The organism is Paracoccus sulfuroxidans (genome assembly GCF_007830335.1).
In the GTDB taxonomy this organism is placed as follows: Bacteria; Pseudomonadota; Alphaproteobacteria; order Rhodobacterales; family Rhodobacteraceae; genus Paracoccus; species Paracoccus sulfuroxidans.
Map to the genome: position 1 here is coordinate 1 of NZ_VLKU01000010.1, position 17,366 is coordinate 17,366.

Below are 17,366 nucleotides of genomic sequence, written 5' to 3' on the forward strand. Positions count from 1 at the left end.
TGAACCGCGCCGGGTTTACCGGAGGCTTCAACTCCTGAGTAGGATGGAGCATCATGAGCAAGACAACGAACAAGCTTTCCCCCGAAGTGCGCGAACGTGCGGTGCGCTTGGTCCTCGACAATGAGGGTCAGCATGGATCGCGCTGGCAGGCAGCCATGTCGATCGCGGCGAAGATTGGCGATGCGCCCCAGACCCTGAACGATTGGGTCAAGAAGGCCGAGGTCGATAGCGGCAAGCGGCCGGGAGTTTCGAGTGAGATGTCGGATCGCATGAAGGCCCTGGAATGTGAGAACCGGGAACTGCGCCAAGTCGAGCCATGGGAACGCCACTGGTCCGAGAGACCATGGCGAGGGAGATCCTGCGCAAGGCGAGCGCATATTTTGCGCTGGCGGAGCTCGACCGCCGGTCGAAGTGATGGTGTCGTTCATCGACGCGCACCGGGGAATGCATGGGGTCGAAGCGCCCATAGATTCAGCGCCAGCGCGGCGGCACTGAACCCTGCCATCGCCCCGAAAGCCGTGCGCCAGCCGAGGAAATCTCCCATCATCGTGCCCACCGGCACGCCCAGAACCGACGCCGCCGCGACCCCACCAAAGATGAGCGCCGTGGCAGGGCCGATGGATTGCTCGGGGACCAGCCGTGGTGCAAGGCTGCCTGCAATGGCCCAGATGCCGCCGATGCAAAGCCCGACGGTCACCCGAGCGGCAAGAAGCAATCCGATGGAGGGGGCAAGCGCCGAGGCGAGATTCGCAAGGACCAACAGTCCCAACAGCCCCGCCAGAATGCGCCTGCGGTCGATGTTCCCCGCAAGGATGATGACGACGGGCGCAAAGAAAGCCGCAAGGATCGCGGGAAGCGAGATCATCAGGCCCGCCGTTCCCACCGAGGTGCCCAGCTCACTGGCGATTGCGGCCATCAATCCGACCGGCAGCATCTCGGTCGTGACGACCGCAAAGGTGGATGCGGCGATTGTAAGTACGGGGACGAATGCCCTGCGGTCGGTCGCGGGGATGGTCACGGAGATGGAGGTCACGGGCTGTCCTTTGTCTTGGGTCAGACAGGCTATTTACTCGGGCAATATTGGAGTTAAACAGTCAATATCGGGCATCATATGGAACGGATTGGACCCAATGCTGGATCACTTTGGCGATGTGCTGGCCTTCGTTCGCGTGGCCGACACGGCAAGCTTCACGAAGGCTGCCGACGGGTTGGGCATGACACGCTCTGCCGTCGGGAAATGTATCACCCGGCTCGAAGAGGGGCTGAACACGCGACTTGTCCATCGCACCACCCGCAGCGTGAGCCTGACCGAGGAGGGGCGGCTCTTCTACGACCACGCCCTGCGCATTCTGGACGAGGTCGAGGATGCCGAAGCGATGCTGGACGAGCGCCGGTACGAACCGAAAGGGCGGCTGCGCATCGATCTGCCGGTGGCGTTTGGTCGCATCCATGTCATGCCGGTGGTGCGCCGCTTTCTGGCACAATGGCCCGATCTGGAGGCTGACGTCACCTTCTCGGACGACTATCGCGATCTGGTCTGCGAGGGGATCGACATCGCGATCCGCATTGGCGGCCCGACAGAAAGTGGCCTGATCCGCCGGGTTCTTGCGCCGCACCGCTTCGTCATCTGCGCCGCCCCTGAATATCTCGAGCGGAAGGGCGTTCCCCGAACGCTCGAAGATCTTCAGCACCACGACAAGGTCGTGTTTACTCAGGTCAATTGCGGGGTGCCGTGGCGAGTGCGTATCGGCGCGACCCCGCGTGACGTCGAGGTGCGCGGCACCCTGCGCTTGAGCAACTCCGAGGCGATACGCGATGCGGCGCTGGCAGGCTTCGGCCTCGTACAGCTTGGCGCGTTTCTGGTCGGCGAGGACATCCGGCATGGTCGCCTCATACCTGTTCTTGAGCAGTTCGCCGCAGAACAGCCACCTATCTGTGCAGTCTATCCGACCCGCCGCCATGTCTCGCCCAAGGTGCGTCGGTTCGTCGAAATGCTCTGCGCGGAATGGTCAGGTGAGAGGCCGTGGGGGTGAAGATTATCACACACCTTCACTTTACATAGGCCTAGGCGTCAGCTTCGTGCTGCATCGATGTCAGGCTGTGCACGAGATCAACGCACTGAGCCCGTCGCCGACATTTCTGCTCAGGCCGTCAGCCTATCAATCAGCAGTTGGCTCGCGGCTGCATAACCTGCGCGAAGCTCGCGGAGCACCGCCGGGTCCTTTTGCGCAACACCTGCGAGAAGGTATCCATGGGCATGGTCAACGACGATATCCCTCATCAGCACGGCATCGTCTGCACTGCGTCCGGCCCTGAGCAATGCTTCCAGCATCTGCTGCGACAGCTTCACCGCCTCATCACTCTTGGCATCGGGTTCGCTGAGAAACGCCATGAAGACCTGTGGGTTATGCGTCACCAAATCCCCGTAGAAATACGCGAGATCAGCAAAAGAGCGACCCTGCAGGCCGATGCTCGCTCTATTGTCGCGTTCGATCAAGACCATATCCAGCACCAGACCCAACAGGTTCGCGCGATCCCCCGTGTGACGATAGAGCGCCATCGGGCTTACCCCTAAGGCCTTTGAGAGGCTGCGCATGCTGAAGCTCTGCGCCCCCTGCGTCTCGATGAGGTCGCGTGCCGCCTCAATGATCTTCCTTTTGTTAAGTCGGCTGGCCTTTGCCTCGTCCGCGTCACTCACGGCGCAATCTGATAGTGGGATTGCACGAGCCCCGAGGGGAAGCTTTCGCTGCGCAAGTGCTTCAAGGGCAATGCTTTTGGAAGACTGCCGAAAAGCGGCAGGCCAGAGCCCAGCAAAACCGGTATCCTTGTCAGGATCATGTCCTGGACCAACCCTTCGGCCAATGCGGATTGGATGAGCTTGCCACCGTCAATATAGGCTCTCGACCAGCCCTCAGCCGAGACCCTGCTCATGGTCTCGGGAAGTGACGCGTTCCAGATGCGCACAGCCTTTTGCTGCGCGGCGGGAACATGCGCTTGCGTCAGCGATCCGGACAGCACGATGACCGGCTTGTCGAATGGCCATGGGTCAAAGCGCGAGACGACCTCCCATGTGCCGCGCCCCATGATGATACCGTCAACGCTGTCATAGAAGCTGTTGTAGCCGTGGTCTTCATTTTCGGCACCGTTTGGTGTCAGCCAGCTTACGTCCCCATCGCGCGTTGCAATGAAGCCATCAAGGCTGGCTGCGATAAAGACATGCGCTGTAGTCACAGCATTCTCCTAAAAAATATACGCCGTATACTTTCATGGGAGTGCCTGCAGATCAACGGCGACTTTGTCCCGCATACCTGCCGAAGCTGGTTCTGCTGCGCAGGAGGTCGGTGTGACCGTAGCGAGATCGATACGAAGAGCCCTAAGCGGTCGGTCGCCTTGCTGCTGCGAGAAGCGCGCCGAATGCAATCATGGTGCTGCCGCTGACACGGTTGATCCAGCGCAGGCCACCCGCATTCCGGATCAGCCCTGAAAGCCGGGTTCCGGCATAGGCGTAGAGGGCGATGGCCAGCATTTCCAGAACGAGGAAAATGACCCCGAGGATCATAAAGCTGCCCCAGTAATTCGTCGCATCCACAAATTGCGGAAAGAAGGCCGTGAAGATCAGGATCGCTTTCGGGTTTCCAATGGCGACCAGAAATTCCTGTCGGATAAACCCACGCACCCCAGACCTGCCAAATTCCGGATCTTCCGCAGGCAGTTTCGCCTCGGAGCGCAGGATCTTGATGCCAAGCCAGACCAGATAGGCTGCGCCCAGAAACTTCACGACTGTAAATGCGATTTCGGAAGCCATCAGCAATGCGCCCATGCCAAGCGCTGTAACGACGATCATCATGGTGAACGCGACGAGGCGACCCACCGCAGCGAACAAGGCGGTCGGCAGACCATTGCGCGCGCCGATTGTTATTGAGAGCAGGTTGTTCGGCCCGAACGCCATGTTCAGGGCAAAACATGCGGGCACAAACAGAAGAAGGGTTTCCAGGGGCATCGCGTTTCCGTCAGCTTTTGACGATCATTCCTAAAATTTCTTCGATTTGTCCACGTCGCTGTGTCCCGCATAGCAGTCATCATGGCCAGGATTTGCGAGGCCTAGCCTCAGGACCCATAGCCAGTAGATGACGAGTGCGGCGAGTGCGATGGCTGAGAGGAAGACCTTCGGGCATCTGTCGTATCGGGTTGCCACACGCCGCCAATCTTTCAGCCTGCCGAACATGATCTCGATCCGATTGCGGCGTTCGTAGCGGCGCTTGTCGTATCTGATCGGTTTTTTCCGCTGTTTCCGACCGAGAATACACGCGCGTATCCCTTTGTCTTTCAATGCTTCCCTGAACCCGCCGGCGTCATAGCCGCGGTCCCCGAGGAGCCAGTCAGCATTCGGCAGGCTGCTCAGCAACGCCCGTGCCCCGATGTCATCGCTGACCTAACCCGCAGTGACGAACAAATTGAGTGGCCGGCCCTGGCTGTCGCAGATGGCATGCAGTTTGGTGTTCATGCTGCTTTTGGTACGGCCAATCAGACGTCCACGCCCCCCTTTTTAACGCCCATGCTGGTCGCGGTGCGGTGTGCCTTCAGGTACTTGCGCAGGCTCACTCGAACGCATGGCGTTCGCCTGCTCACTTCGATCATCACGGTCTTCTCTTTGCCGTGGTCGGCGGCCAGACCGGTCATCATCCGGGCGAAGATGCCCTTGTTCGCGGCTGCGCTCCAACCGATGGCGCGCGGCCGCTCACCTCCAGCGTTTCCAACGATTGTACAGCCTTTCCGGGGCCACGGTCCCCTTCAAGCGTGCGGGCCATATTCCTTCGGCGCATCTCGCCAGCGCAAGCCATTGCGATTGACGTCAATTATCCCATTCAGAACCCGTCGGCCGCCGACGCGCGGCTTACCATGGCTTTGGTGAAAGAGGGCCCCGAGCCGCGCGTCGGCCTGCCCGAAAAGATTGCTCATCGATCGGTCTTCTTACGGAGCATGAGGTGCGCAACCAGGCAGATATCAATGGGTCCTGACCTTCATCTCGGTCGTCCATGCCTCCGCTTTCGGGCCTGCAAGGTACTCGGCCGGTCGCCCCCAATCGCCGCGAAAGCCAAGTTGAACTCTACGGAAGAGCACACGCACTACGAGAAAAATCATCTTACCGAGCGGTGTTTCGCGTGATAAATGTAACTTTAAGCATTCCCCTCCTCGAATCATAAATCAACGGACGGTGCACGTGGCAGTCGGTTACCTGGTCTCGCTTGGAAGCGATCTTTCGGCCTGGAATGGCGATACCATCGCCTTGACTCAGACGACATTTACGCCCGTACGCGCCCTAGGGACAGACACCGCGACCGTTGGTTCCGGCACCTGGTCGGTGACCGGCGTCCTCAGCGACGGGACACAAGTCACCAATCAGATTCTGGGCGGAACCTATCAGACTGATTCGGCTGGAAATCTGTATTTCGTGCCGGATGTTTCCATGACCAGCATCACCAGTGCGACCGTGGGAACCTCGCCGATCTACAACGGTCCGACCACGTTGCAGCAGGGGAATAGCTTTTCCAACATCATGACTGGAGGCACTACTCCCAATACCCTTGATGGGCTTGGCGGCAACGATTCCCTTCTCGGTAGTTCTGACTTCTTGCCTGGCGGGGGGGACGACAGAGACGTGTTGAACGGCGGGGCGGGCAACGACACCCTGCGCGGCGGCAACGGCAATGACCGCCTGACCGGCGGGACAGGAAACGACTCGCTGCAGGGCGGCGCGGGTGCGGATATTGCGGATTATTCCGGCGCGACCTCGGGCGTGAATATTACCCTGCCTTCGGGCGGCGCGGCGCAAACTCTGACCAACACCCAGACAGGCGGAATGGGTCAGGACACCCTTCAGGGCATGGATGGTCTGATTGGTTCGGCCTTCGCCGATACGCTGATCGGTTATGACGGGCACGGCACCGATCCTGACGGCAACACCTATACCAACCATCTGGATGGCGGAGCAGGCAACGACTACATCGACGGCAAGACCGGTGGCGACTATCTTTTCGGGGGCTCGGGCGATGACACGGTCATCGGCGGTCTGGCGAACGGGACCCAAATTGGTGCCTATGACGATCAGATTTTCGGCGGCGACGGCAATGATGTCCTGTATGGCGATGACACGCTTGGCACGGATCCGGGTGGTGGCAACGACCTGATCCAGGGCGGCGCGGGCAATGACTCGATCATTGCCGGTGCAGGGAACGATCTGGTCTTTGGTGACGCTGACAACGATACGATCCGTGGTGGAGCGGGCAACGACACGATCTATGGCGGGACCGGCAACGACTCGCTGTTTGGTGACGCGGGCAATGACGTCATTCATGGCGGCGACGGGGCCGATACCATCCAAAGCGGCTTGGGCGATGACCTTGTCCATGGTGGGGCGGGCGGCGACCACATCACCAACGAGGGCGGCCGGGATACCATCTACGGCGAAGCCGGCAATGATACCATCCTGTCCGGAGGCTCGGGCGCGGCTTATGGCGGCGACGGCGATGACGAGCTTCAGGTGGCGCCGGGTGGAAGTGCGACGCTTTTCGGAGACGCCGGCAACGACCGCATGATCGGCCATGACACCACCAACGACCTGATGTACGGCGGCGACGGCGACGACGGCATGGTCGGCAATGGTGGCGATGACAGCCTGTATGGCGACGCCGGAAACGACACGATCAATGGTTTTTCTGGCAATGACTTCCTTTACGGCGGTAGCGGCAATGACCTGATCGGCGGCGGGATTGGCAATGACAGCATCGAAGGCGGGACCGGCGACGACACCCTGTATGGCGACAGTTATCTGGGGCCTGACACCGTCAGCGGTGGCGATGACACGATCCGCGGAGACGAAGGCAACGACCTGATCTATGGTGGCGCGGGTCAGGATCTGATCTATGGCGGTGCCGACAACGACACCATCCATGGCGGCGACGGCAACGATACCCTGCATGGTGACGCGGGCAATGACAGCATCCTGGGCGGCGCCGGGAATGACAGCATCCTCGGTGGTGCCGGGAATGACTATATCGAGGGCGGCACTGGCCGCGATACGATCGACGGCGGGGCTGGCAACGACGTGATCAGCGGCGGCGCCCCCGGTGCGGATGACAATCAGGCGGATATGCTGACAGGCGGTGAGGGTTTTGACACCTTCATCGCGGGCAATGGCGACACCATCCTGGACTTCAACACTGGTGCTGGTCAGAATATTTCCGACAACTCCCAGACCAACAACGATTTCGTCAACCTCTCGGGCTATTACAACACCCAGAATCTGGCGATCTATAACGCTTGGGCGCAGGCGAACGGGCAGAAGGTCTATGCCACTCCGCTTGGCTGGCTGCGTGGCGACCAAAGCGACGGGGTTCTGAACGACATCTCGACCGGGCATGGGTTCGGTCAGAACTTCACCTTCACGATTCAGACAAACGGAACGCAAACCGCAGGTAACAACCTCACCTGGGACAACACCAGCGTAGTTTGCTTCGGCTCGGACGCGCTGATCGAGACGCAAAACGGGCCGGTTCCGGCCGGTAAGCTGCAAGTCGGTGATCTGGTGCGCACCCAGGACGCGGGCCTTCAGCCGATCCGCTGGATCGGCAAGCGCAGCCTGGATGAGGCCGCGTTGAGCGAAGCGGCGCGTCTGCGCCCCATCCGCATCCGCGCGGGCGCGCTTGGCGACGGCCTGCCCTCCAGCGATCTGATCGTGTCGCCGCAACACCGGATGCTGGTGCGCTCGAAAATCACGCGCCGCATGTTCGGCTGCGATGAGGTGCTGATCGCGGCCAAGCAATTGCTGCAGATCGACGGGATCGAGGTGGCCGAGGATCTGACCGGGGTGACCTATGTCCACTTCCTGTTCGACGCCCATCAGATCGTCTTCGCCAATGGTGCGGCAAGCGAGTCGATGCATACCGGCGAACAAGCGCTGAAATCGATCGGCCCCTCTGCGGTCGCCGAAATCCATGAGCTGTTCCCGGAGCTGCGCAATGATGAGCGCCAGACTGCCCGATTGGTTGTGCAGGGCCGCACTGCCCGGAAACTGGCCGAGCGGCATAGCATCAACCGGAAGTGTCTGGTCAGTTAGACCAGCAGATTCTCGGGGCTTTCAGCTACGGCGGCGCGGATGCTTGCATGCGAGCTGCTTCAGCAGCGGTCATCCTACCCCTAATATGTAGCGTCGCGAACCGGACCTTCTGCGGGAGGGGAGCCCCAGCCCGTTTGATGTCCTTCTTTTGAAGGAAGGAATCCGGGGATGTCACCAAGGGCGAGTTGGAAAGGTGAGCCGAAGGTTCCTGCGCGGCCACCACCGGCGATTGCGGGCCGAAGATCCGCGCATTCAGGAACAAACCGCGCCCTGCGCGGTTGGTCCCGGATTACGCCACATGCATTAAAGAGGTTCAAATGAAGCAGTTTTCGATGATTTTTACCGCTGCGCTTTTCCCTATCGCAGCTCTGGCCCAAGACGCCACGGCCAAATTCGTGAACACCGACGGCGCCGAGATCGGCAGCGCCAGCCTGACGCAAACCGCAGCGGGCGTGCTGATCAAGGCCGAGATCGGAGAGCTTCCGCCCGACAGCTGGGTGGCGTTCCATATCCATGAAACCGGCAGCTGCGATCCCGCGACCAAACATGACTCGGCGGGCGGTCATTTCAATCCGACCGGGGTCGAGCACGGCTATCTGTCCGAGACTGGTCCTCATGCCGGTGACATGCCCAATCAGCGCGTCGATGCGACCGGCATGGCCCGGTTCGAGGTATTCAACCCGTCGGTGACCCTGACCGAGGGAGACAAGAGCATTACATCCCGCGCCTTGATGATCCACGCCAAGGCCGACGACTACTCCAGCCAACCTTCGGGGGCGGCTGGTGACCGCCTGGCCTGCGCGGTCATCGAGTAGCGCCTTGCCGGCACCGCTTCACAGGCCAGCATGAACAATCGGCGCTCCGAGCAGTTTTCCTCATGTGATTTCCAGAGGAATAGCGGCATGGAGCGCCTGCTCACCCGCGTCGCTGGTCAAATCGCTTATTGGGCCTGTTCGCCTATCGGACGTGTCACGAGCAGGGCGCAGGGCGGCAATCATACTGCACGATATCAATATGCCCGCCCGGTTCTGCGATCATATCGCCGCAATCAGGGGTGGCAGGCTGGCCATGCAGGGTGTACCCCTGCCAATCTGATGCGCCCCGAGACGCTTGAGCAGATCTATGGCCTGCCGATGCAAGGACTGACCCACGATGACGGACGGCACGTCGCCAGCCCCGTCGAACCGCAGAACCCACAAGGACGACCATGCTACGCCAGTTTTTCTCCTATTACCGCCCGTTCATGGGGTTGTTCTGGCTTGATTTCGGATGTGCCGTTCTGTCGGGCCTGCTTGAGTTGGCGTTTCCTCTGGCGATCACGGCCTTCATCGATCATCTGCTGCCACAGGGCGATTGGACGCTGACGGTCGCCGCCGCCATCGGGTTGCTGATCCTTTACGCCGTAAATTCAGGGCTGCTGGTCATCGTGATCTATTGGGGCCACAAGCTGGGCATCAACATCGAAACCGTCATGCGGGCGAAGGCGTTCGATCACCTGACCCGGCTGTCCTGGCGCTGGTACGACCGCGCCCGCACAGGCAAGCTCGTCGCGCGCGTGACGCGAGATCTGGAAGAGATCGGCGAGGTCGCCCATCATGGCCCCGAGGACGCCTTCATCGCCATCATGACGTTTTTCGGTGCCTTCGCGCTGATGTTCTGGGTCAACCCGCAGCTTGCGGTGATCGTGGCGCTGATCGTTCCGGCCATGCTCGCGCTGGTCATCATCTATGGCGGCCGGATGACTCGGACCTGGCGCAACATCTATTCCCGGGTCGGCGATTTCAACGTCCGCCTGGAAGAGACCCTTGGCGGCGTCCGCGTCGTCCAGGCCTTCGGCAACGAGGCACATGAAAACCACCTATTTGCCGCAGACAATGCCCGCTACCGTCAGGCCAAGCTTGACGCCTATCGCGTCATGGCGGCCTCGAACGCGCTGCAATACATGGGTCTGCGGCTGGTGCAGGTCATCGTGATGGTTGTCGGGGCGGGCTTTGTCCTGAACGGGAAGCTGACAACTGGTGGCTTTGTGGGGTTCCTGCTGCTCGTCGGCGTGTTTTACCGGCCGCTTGAAAAGATCGCTGCGGTGATTGAGACCTATCCGCGCGGTATCGCCGGATTTCGACGCTATCAGGAACTGCTCGCGACCGAGCCAGAGATCGCGGATTCCCCCGATGCCGTCGAGGCCCCTGCCCTGCGCGGCAATATCAGCTTTGAAGGCGTAAGCTTTGAATATGATGCCGATCGCCCGATCATTCGTGACATCGATCTGACGATCCGCGCCGGTGAGACAATCGCTTTTGTCGGCCCGTCGGGCGCGGGCAAGACGACATTGTTGGCGCTGCTGCCGCGCTTTTATGAGCCGACCTCCGGCCGCATCACGGTGGACGGAATGGAGCTGTCGCATATGCGGCTGAACAGCCTGCGCAAGCAGATCGGCTTGGTCTCGCAGGACGTCTTCCTGTTCGGGGGGACGCTGCGCGAAAATATCGCCTATGGTCGGCTCGGCGCAACCGATAGTGAAATCCGCAGCGCTGCGGCGCAAGCGCAATTGACAGCCCTGATAGACAGCCTGCCCGAGGGGCTGGACACAATCGTCGGAGAGCGTGGCGTGATGCTGTCAGGGGGGCAAAAGCAGCGCGTGGCCATCGCAAGGGCGTTTCTCAAGAACCCGCCGATCCTGATCCTGGACGAGGCGACCAGCGCGCTCGACAGCCACACCGAGCGCGAAATTCAGGATTCGCTGGATCGTCTTGCCGTGGGTCGCACCACGCTGATCATCGCCCATCGACTTGGCACGATCCGCAATGCCGACCGCATCGTTGTGCTGAATCAGGGCAGCATTGCCGAAATCGGCAATCATGAGGAGCTGCTTGGTCGCGGCGGAATCTACGCGCAGCTTGCCAGCTAGGAGGTCCGGTTCATCCAGCGCGGGGCAAACGCGTAGTTCAGCGAAAGTTCTGCTGCCTGCGGGCGTTCAGCTCCAATAGGCAGAGGCCCCCTGCCCCAACAGGTGCGAACAGGCAGCGCTGTCTCATCACCGCGCGACATCGCCAGAGCCCGAACCTCGCTCGGATCTACCGGGCTCCCGCGCGAGGCTGTTCAGAAATGCCAGCGCCTTGCGAAAGCGGCAGGCCACTATATCTCAACGCCTGATCAAAGGGTCACGCCGTGGCGGTCTGATAGCTCTGCAGCATCTGGATCCAGCTGTCGAAGTCGATGTCATTCCCGGCCGTATAAGGGGCAAAGCGGGTGACATATCCCACGGCAAACGAGCCGTTCCGCACCTCGACAGTCCTGCCTTTTCCGGGTCGGCAGAGACATAAAGGAAACGGGATTTTCCCCTCGACGAAATCGCGGAAGCAAGTCGCTCGACAAGCGCGTCAGACACACCCACGTTGCACTTGTAAATGAACGTCTTTTCGCCACTCTCCAAAAGGCTGTTGAGCTTGTCGCGCAGGTAAGCGATCTTTCCGACTTCAGCTTCGTGTATTTCACGACGCGCGCTCTCGTCATGGTCGAACACGCCATCTGTTGAGGTCATCTTGCTGTGAAATTCAAGCCCGCTTTTGCGGTCGTCGACCATCTTTGGCGCGAATGGTGTGAGATTGTCGAATTCATAGATCCCCTCGAACCGCTGCTCCAACGCGTCAGCAAGCACCTCGGGCGGAGAGACTGTCCAGCGCAAAAGCCCGCCCGGCTCGACGCCTGAGTGGCGCTGGACAAAGCCGAACTCGCAATTGTCCCCAAGGCTTTCAAACTGGCTGAGCAGATCGCCATTAGTTCATCGACTTTGACTCCATCTCAGGCTCGCTTGCTTGATCCTCCCCGGACAGTGCCGGTGATGACGCCAGGGCGGCGCGATCCCTCCGAAAGAAGGCGGCCCATCACCGGTGCCCGCCTGCGAGGTTTACTTGCTCCGACACTGCTTCCTATACCAATATCTGCCAGAATTCTTCATCCACGACGACCATGCCGCACCCTGCCATCACCGCCTATCCCCTCATCCCAGCCCGCGTCCATGAAGCATGCGGCCCTGCAGCGGCCAGCTTTGCGCTGCGGACCGCGCATCAACTCGGGGTGGATCTGCTATGGGTGCGCGAGGATTGGCAGCCGGAAAAGCTGAACCCTCGCGGGTTCGAGGGGCTTGATCCCGCAAGGCTGATCATGGCGCGGACCAAGGGACAGGTCGATACGCTGGCCGTGGCCGAGGAGGCGTTGCGGGACGGCGCCCTTGGCCTTGTGGTGCTGGAGATCACCTCGCCGTTGTCTCTGACCGCCGGGCGGCGCTTGCAGCTTGCGGCCAGGGCGGGCGGGTCGACCGGGCTGTGCCTGATCCCCGAGGACATGGGCAGTCCCGCCGCCGAGACGCGCTGGCACTGCGCGCCTGTGTTCGACATGGGCGACTCGACTCTGCAACGTTGGCAGCTTATCAAGAACAAATCAGGAACACTTGGGGTCTGGAATGTTCGATGGGATCCAGAGACGCGTCGTGTCGCTGTGGTTCCCCCGGCTGGCCACCGACCGGGTTCTGCGGACGCGCCCGGTTGATGGCCCCTTTGTTCTGACGCTGAAGGAAAGCAACGCCAATCGCGTGCATTGCCTGAATGACGCGGCCGAGCGGCAGGGCCTCTATCGCGGCATGAGCTTTTCAGATGCGCGGGCCTTCTGCCCCGATCTGATCAGCCTGCCCGCGCGCCCGGATCAGGAAATGCGCTTTCTGGCCAGCCTGCGTCGCTGGGCCATGCGCTGGTGTCCCTGGGTCGGCTTCGAGGGGCGAGACGGGCTGGTTCTGGACATCACCGGCTCGGCGCATCTTTTCGGGGGTGAGGCGGCGATGCTGGGGGCCATGCGCCAGCGTCTGAGCCGCGCGGGACTGTCGGTGCGGGTGGGCCTTGGCCAGACGCGCGGGGCTGCCTGGGCACGGGCGCATTACGGCGAGGGGGCGGCTTTGGCCGATCTGCCGGTGGCTGCGTTGCGGCTGGACCCCGATACCGTTACCGGGCTGGAACGGATGGGGCTGCGGCGCATCGGCCAGTTGCGCGACACGCCGCGCGGGCCCTTGGCGCGGCGCTTCGGGGCGGGGCTGCTGATGCGCCTCGATCAGGCGCTTGGCGATCAGCCCGAACAGATCAGCCCGGAAACCGAGCCGCCCCATTATGCCGTGCGCCTGACCCTGCCCGAACCGATCGGGCTGGAGACGGATGTGATGGCGGCAACGGACCGGCTGCTGGCCCGCCTCTGCGAGAAGCTGGCCGACCGTCAGGCGGGCGCGCGAATCCTGTGCCTCAGCCTGCGCCGGGTCGATGCCGCCTCGCAGCAGGTCGAGCTGCGTTTGGCCCGCCCCATGCGCGACCCGGCCCGCATCCTGCCACTGTTCCAGCGCGGCGTCTCCGAGGTCGATGCGGGCTTCGGCATCGATCAGTTGCGGCTTGAGGCGGTGCAGGTCGAGCCCTTGCCCGCCCAGCAGCTGGCCCATTCCGGCCCGCGTGATCCAAGGCGTCTGGACGATCTGATCACCCGGATCGGCACAAGGATCGGGCTGGAAAACGTCCAGCGTTTCCTGCCCGCCGACAGCCACATTCCCGAACGCAGCTTTCTGATCGCGCCTGCCGCCTATTCGCAACCCGAGGGCGGTTGGGTCAATCTCAGCCCCCGACCGGTGCGGATTTTTGCGCCCGAGCCGATCACGGCCGCAGGCTCATCCCCGCCCGAACGGTTCCGCTGGCGGCGCATGGAGCTGACCCTTGGGCGCGCCACCGGGCCGGAACGGATCGCGCCGGAATGGTGGCTGGACGATCCGAACTGGCGCAGCGGGCTGCGCGATTACTGGCGGGTCGAGACGCGGCAGGGACGGCGGCTTTGGATGTTCTACACGCCGCAAAACCCCGGCTGGTTCGTGCAGGGGGAGTTCGCATGAGCCCCGACCCGCATCTGCCGCGCTATGCCGAGCTTTGCGTGACGACGAATTTCACCTTCCTGACGGGGGCCTCGCATCCCGAGGAACTGATGACGCGGGCTGCCGAACTGGGGCTGTCGGCCATCGCCATTACCGATCGCAATTCGCTGGCGGGCGTCGTTCGCGCCTATCGTGCCTTGCAGATTCTGCGCGAAGAGGCCGAGAAGAGCGTCGCTATCCGCTCGCAGCACCGAACCGACACTTGCTCGCGGCAAGAGATCGGTAATCCCGAGGATATTCCCCGGCCCTTGGTGCCGCATCTGCCGAAGCTGATCGTGGGCACGCGGCTGGTTCTGCGCGACAGCGGGGTCGAGTGGGTGGCGCTGCCGACTGACAAGGCGGCCTATCAGCGGCTGACCCGGCTTTTGACCTTGGGCAAGCGCCGCGCGGACAAGGGCGAATGTCATCTGGACAGGGCCGATCTGCTGGAAGGGTGCCGTGGCATGATCCTGATCGCGCTGCCAGGCGATATGGTCCGCGCTGTTCCCGATATCCAGCAGATGCGGCGCTGCTATCCCGGCCATATCTTTGTCGGGGCCGCGCCGCGCTATGACGGCTCGGACCAGCAATATCTGGCGGCCTGCGCAGAGCTGGCGCAGCGGACCAGCGCGCCGATGGTGGCCGTGGGCGATGTGCTGATGCACCGCGCAGCGCGTCGGCAACTGGCCGATGTGCTGACCTGCATGCGCCTTGGCTGCACCATCGACCAGATCGGCCGCAATGCCCTGCCGAATGGCGAACGCCGTCTGAAGGGGGCGGCGGATATGGGGCGCCTTTTTCACCATCACCCCGCCGCCCTGCGCCGCACGGTCGAGATCGCCAATCGCTGCGCCTTCGATCTGAGCCAGCTCAGCTATGACTACCCCGATGAGATCGCGGATGGGGAAGCGCCGATGGCCCGCCTGACCCGTCTGGCCGAGGAAGGGCTGGCGCGGCGCTATCCGGCGGGGGCCACCGGCCGAGCGCGGGAATTGATGGCCAAGGAATTGGCCGTCGTAGAGGAACTGAACTATCCGGCCTATTTCCTGACCGTCCACGACATCGTGCAATACGCCCGCAGTCAGGGGATACTCTGCCAAGGCCGCGGCTCGGCGGCGAATTCGATCCTGTGCTATCTGCTGGGCATCACCGATGTGAAACCCGAGATGATCGGCATGGTCTTTGAGCGTTTCATCTCGCGCCATCGCGGCGAGCCTCCCGATATCGACGTAGATTTCGAACATGAGCGGCGCGAGGAGGTGATCCAGTGGATCTATCAGAAATACGGCCGCCACCGCGCCGGGCTCTGCGCGACGGTGATCCATTTCCGCTCTCGCGCGGCGATCCGCGAGGTCGGCAAGGTCATGGGCCTGTCGCAGGACGTCACCGCCGGTTTGTCGGGGCAGATCTGGGGCTATTCCAATGAGGACCCGGACCTCGACCGCGTCCGCGAGCTGGGGCTGGACCCGACCGACCGCCGCCTTGCGCAGACCCTGCGCCTGATCGGTGAGATCATCGGTTTTCCCCGCCACCTTTCGCAGCATGTCGGCGGCTTTGTCATCACCAAGGGCCGGCTGGATGAGCTGGCGCCGATTGAAAATGCCGCGATGGAAGATCGCACGCTGATCGAATGGGACAAGGATGACATCGACACGCTGAAGATCCTCAAGGTCGATGTTCTGGGGCTTGGGATGCTGACCTGCATCCGCAAGGCCTTTGACCTTCTTGAGGATCATGAGCGTCTGGCCCTGACGCTGGCCAGCGTTCCGGCTGAGGACGCCACGACCTACCAGATGCTGCAAATCGCCGATGCGGTCGGCGTCTTTCAGGTCGAAAGCCGGGCGCAGATGAATTTCCTGCCCCGGATGAAGCCGAAGGAATTTTATGATCTGGTGATCGAGGTCGCCATTGTCCGCCCCGGTCCCATTCAGGGCGGCATGGTCCAGCCCTATATCCGCCGCCGTCAGGGACTTGAGAAACCCGAACCTTTTGGCCCTGCGTTGGAGGCCGTCACCAAGCGTACCCTCGGCGTGCCGCTTTTTCAGGAACAGGCCCTGCAAATCGCCGAGGTCGGCGCGGGCTATACCGCCGAAGAGGCCGACAAGCTGCGCCGTTCTCTGGCCAGTTTTCGCCGCATGGGCACGATTGGCGAGCATCGGGACAAGTTCATCGCGGGCATGATCGCCAATGGCTACAGCCCCGAAATTGCCGCCCGCTGTTTCGGCCAGATCGAAGGTTTTGCCGATTACGGCTTCCCCGAAAGCCATGCGGCGGCATTCGCGCTGCTGGTCTATGTCTCGGCCTGGCTGAAATGCCACCACCCGGCGGTCTTTGCCTGCGCGCTTCTGAACAGCCAGCCGATGGGCTTTTACGCGCCAGCGCAGATCGTGCGGGACGCGCGCGATCATCAGGTCGAGGTGCGGCCGATCTGCGTGAACCACAGCGCGTGGGACAATCAGCTGGAACGCCGCGCCGATGGGGCGCTGGCCCTGCGGCTGGGCTTTCGTCAGATCAAAGGCTTCAAGGAAGAGGACGCGACCTGGATCACCGCTGCCCGTGGCAACGGCTATCGCGACCCCGAAGCGGTCTGGCTATGCGCGGGGGTGGCACCCGCTGTGCTGGAACGTCTGGCCGAGGCTGACGGCTTTGCCGGGATCGGCCTGACGCGGCGGGACGCCTTGTGGCAGATCCGCGCCATCCGCGCGCCGGGGGTGCTGCCGCTCTTCAACGACCCGATCGACGGCGAGGCGATTGCCGAACCCGCCGTCACCCTGCCCCCCATGCAGATGGGCGAAGAGGTGGTCGAGGATTACGTCGCCACCCGCCTGACCCTGCGCGCCCATCCGATGGAGCTGCTGCGCCTCTCGCTGCCCGGTCTGACCCGCCATGATGCGCTGGTCGACGCGCCGCTGCGTCGCACCACAGTCTGCGGCCTCGTCATCACCCGCCAGCGACCCGGCACCGCCTCGGGCGTGGTCTTCCTGACGCTTGAGGATGAGACCGGCGTCAGCAATATCGTCGTCTGGAGGAAGATCTTCGAACAGAACCGCCGCGCGGTCATGGGCGGGCGGCTGTTGCAGGTCACGGGCAGGTTGCAGCGAGAGGGCATCGTCACCCATCTGATCGCCGAGACGATCACCGATGTCTCGCACCGCCTGTCCGATCTGGGCCACCCGATGGAAAGCGCCATCGGCCAGACCACCCCGCAAACCGACAACGCCCCCCGCCCGCTTCCCGCCCCCCGGGCCATGCACCCCCGGGATCAGGCGAAACGCCTGTTCCCCAGCAGGGATTTCCATTGAGGCGGGTCACAGC

12 protein-coding genes, 2 pseudogenes and 1 other annotated feature are annotated in these 17,366 nt (G+C 62.3%); of the genes and pseudogenes, 8 read left to right on the forward strand and 6 right to left on the reverse strand.

The window, feature by feature from the left end; all coding sequences use genetic code 11:
• Positions 1-53: 53 nt before the first annotated feature.
• Positions 54-459 (forward strand): annotated as a pseudogene (locus tag IQ24_RS15170) (transposase); the annotation flags it as partial.
• Positions 373-512 (forward strand) — a sequence feature (AL1L pseudoknot). (Overlaps the previous pseudogene by 87 nt.)
• Here IQ24_RS15170 and IQ24_RS15175 read toward each other — a convergent pair.
• The gene (locus tag IQ24_RS15175; RefSeq protein WP_338419479.1) at positions 425-934 is read right to left on the reverse strand and encodes an MFS transporter; all 510 of its coding nucleotides are present in this window, start codon (positions 932-934) and stop codon (positions 425-427) included. It overlaps the preceding feature by 88 nt. The pseudogene IQ24_RS15170 and the gene IQ24_RS15175 sit on opposite strands and share 35 nt — an antisense overlap.
• Before the next feature lie 196 nt (positions 935-1,130).
• Here IQ24_RS15175 and IQ24_RS15180 point away from each other — a divergent pair, with 196 nt between their 5' ends.
• On the forward strand, positions 1,131-2,033 hold the full coding sequence (locus IQ24_RS15180; RefSeq protein WP_145399139.1) for a LysR family transcriptional regulator: 903 nt from the start codon (positions 1,131-1,133) through the stop codon (positions 2,031-2,033).
• 110 nt (positions 2,034-2,143) lie between these two features.
• Here IQ24_RS15180 and IQ24_RS15185 read toward each other — a convergent pair whose 3' ends face one another.
• The 4 genes and pseudogenes from IQ24_RS15185 to IQ24_RS15200 form a co-directional block, all read right to left on the reverse strand.
• Positions 2,144-2,698, reverse strand: coding sequence for a TetR/AcrR family transcriptional regulator (locus IQ24_RS15185; protein WP_158637537.1), 555 nt, complete (start codon positions 2,696-2,698; stop codon positions 2,144-2,146).
• Positions 2,695-3,231, reverse strand: coding sequence for a dihydrofolate reductase family protein (locus tag IQ24_RS15190; RefSeq protein ID WP_145399141.1), 537 nt, complete (start codon positions 3,229-3,231; stop codon positions 2,695-2,697). The genes IQ24_RS15185 and IQ24_RS15190 overlap by 4 nt, the downstream gene beginning before the upstream one ends.
• A 142-nt stretch (positions 3,232-3,373) precedes the next feature.
• Positions 3,374-4,000 (reverse strand): LysE family translocator, encoded by a 627-nt coding sequence (locus IQ24_RS15195; RefSeq protein ID WP_145399142.1) that lies wholly within the window; start codon positions 3,998-4,000, stop codon positions 3,374-3,376.
• Positions 4,001-4,117: 117 nt separating this feature from the next.
• A pseudogene (locus tag IQ24_RS15200) lies at positions 4,118-4,959 on the reverse strand (IS5 family transposase); the annotation flags it as partial.
• Positions 4,960-5,221: 262 nt separating this feature from the next.
• On the opposite strand from IQ24_RS15200, the gene IQ24_RS15205 reads away from it, so the two are divergent.
• The 3 genes from IQ24_RS15205 to IQ24_RS15220 all read left to right on the forward strand — a co-directional run bounded on the left by IQ24_RS15205 (position 5,222) and on the right by IQ24_RS15220 (position 11,024).
• Complete coding sequence (locus IQ24_RS15205; RefSeq protein WP_145399143.1) at positions 5,222-8,116, forward strand: Hint domain-containing protein; 2,895 nt, start codon at positions 5,222-5,224, stop codon at positions 8,114-8,116.
• A 317-nt stretch (positions 8,117-8,433) separates the two neighbouring features.
• Positions 8,434-8,931: a superoxide dismutase family protein gene (locus IQ24_RS15210; RefSeq protein ID WP_145399144.1), complete on the forward strand. Its 498-nt coding sequence runs from the start codon at positions 8,434-8,436 to the stop codon at positions 8,929-8,931.
• A 392-nt stretch (positions 8,932-9,323) separates the two neighbouring features.
• The gene (locus tag IQ24_RS15220; protein ID WP_145399145.1) at positions 9,324-11,024 is read left to right on the forward strand and encodes an ABC transporter ATP-binding protein; all 1,701 of its coding nucleotides are present in this window, start codon (positions 9,324-9,326) and stop codon (positions 11,022-11,024) included.
• Positions 11,025-11,277: 253 nt separating this feature from the next.
• Here IQ24_RS15220 and IQ24_RS20525 read toward each other — a convergent pair whose 3' ends face one another.
• The gene (locus IQ24_RS20525; RefSeq protein ID WP_277872904.1) at positions 11,278-11,400 is read right to left on the reverse strand and encodes a hypothetical protein; all 123 of its coding nucleotides are present in this window, start codon (positions 11,398-11,400) and stop codon (positions 11,278-11,280) included.
• 685 nt (positions 11,401-12,085) lie between these two features.
• Here IQ24_RS20525 and IQ24_RS15225 point away from each other — a divergent pair.
• From IQ24_RS15225 to IQ24_RS15235, 3 genes are read left to right on the forward strand one after another with little or no spacing between them, the layout of a single operon-like run.
• Positions 12,086-12,664 carry an ImuA family protein gene (locus tag IQ24_RS15225; RefSeq protein WP_145399146.1) on the forward strand — a complete coding sequence of 193 codons (579 nt, stop codon included), beginning with the start codon at positions 12,086-12,088 and terminating at the stop codon, positions 12,662-12,664.
• Positions 12,579-14,033 (forward strand): Y-family DNA polymerase, encoded by a 1,455-nt coding sequence (locus tag IQ24_RS15230; RefSeq protein WP_145399147.1) that lies wholly within the window; start codon positions 12,579-12,581, stop codon positions 14,031-14,033. Before IQ24_RS15225 ends, IQ24_RS15230 begins: the two co-directional genes overlap by 86 nt.
• On the forward strand, positions 14,030-17,353 hold the full coding sequence (locus IQ24_RS15235; RefSeq protein ID WP_145399148.1) for an error-prone DNA polymerase: 3,324 nt from the start codon (positions 14,030-14,032) through the stop codon (positions 17,351-17,353). Before IQ24_RS15230 ends, IQ24_RS15235 begins: the two co-directional genes overlap by 4 nt.
• The last annotated feature ends 13 nt before the right edge of the window (positions 17,354-17,366 follow it).

What these genes read in the sequence shown, in the direction of transcription:
- IQ24_RS15175 (WP_338419479.1), bottom strand. Translation starts at nt 934, where the DNA reads ATGCTGCCGGTCGGATTGATGGCCGCAATCGCCAGTGAGCTGGGCACC.
- IQ24_RS15180 (WP_145399139.1), top strand. Translation starts at nt 1,131, where the DNA reads ATGCTGGATCACTTTGGCGATGTGCTGGCCTTCGTTCGCGTGGCCGAC.
- IQ24_RS15195 (WP_145399142.1), bottom strand. Translation starts at nt 4,000, where the DNA reads ATGCCCCTGGAAACCCTTCTTCTGTTTGTGCCCGCATGTTTTGCCCTG.
- IQ24_RS15210 (WP_145399144.1), top strand. Translation starts at nt 8,434, where the DNA reads ATGAAGCAGTTTTCGATGATTTTTACCGCTGCGCTTTTCCCTATCGCA.
- IQ24_RS15220 (WP_145399145.1), top strand. Translation starts at nt 9,324, where the DNA reads ATGCTACGCCAGTTTTTCTCCTATTACCGCCCGTTCATGGGGTTGTTC.
- IQ24_RS15225 (WP_145399146.1), top strand. Translation starts at nt 12,086, where the DNA reads ATGCCGCACCCTGCCATCACCGCCTATCCCCTCATCCCAGCCCGCGTC.
- IQ24_RS15230 (WP_145399147.1), top strand. Translation starts at nt 12,579, where the DNA reads ATGTTCGATGGGATCCAGAGACGCGTCGTGTCGCTGTGGTTCCCCCGG.
- IQ24_RS15235 (WP_145399148.1), top strand. Translation starts at nt 14,030, where the DNA reads ATGAGCCCCGACCCGCATCTGCCGCGCTATGCCGAGCTTTGCGTGACG.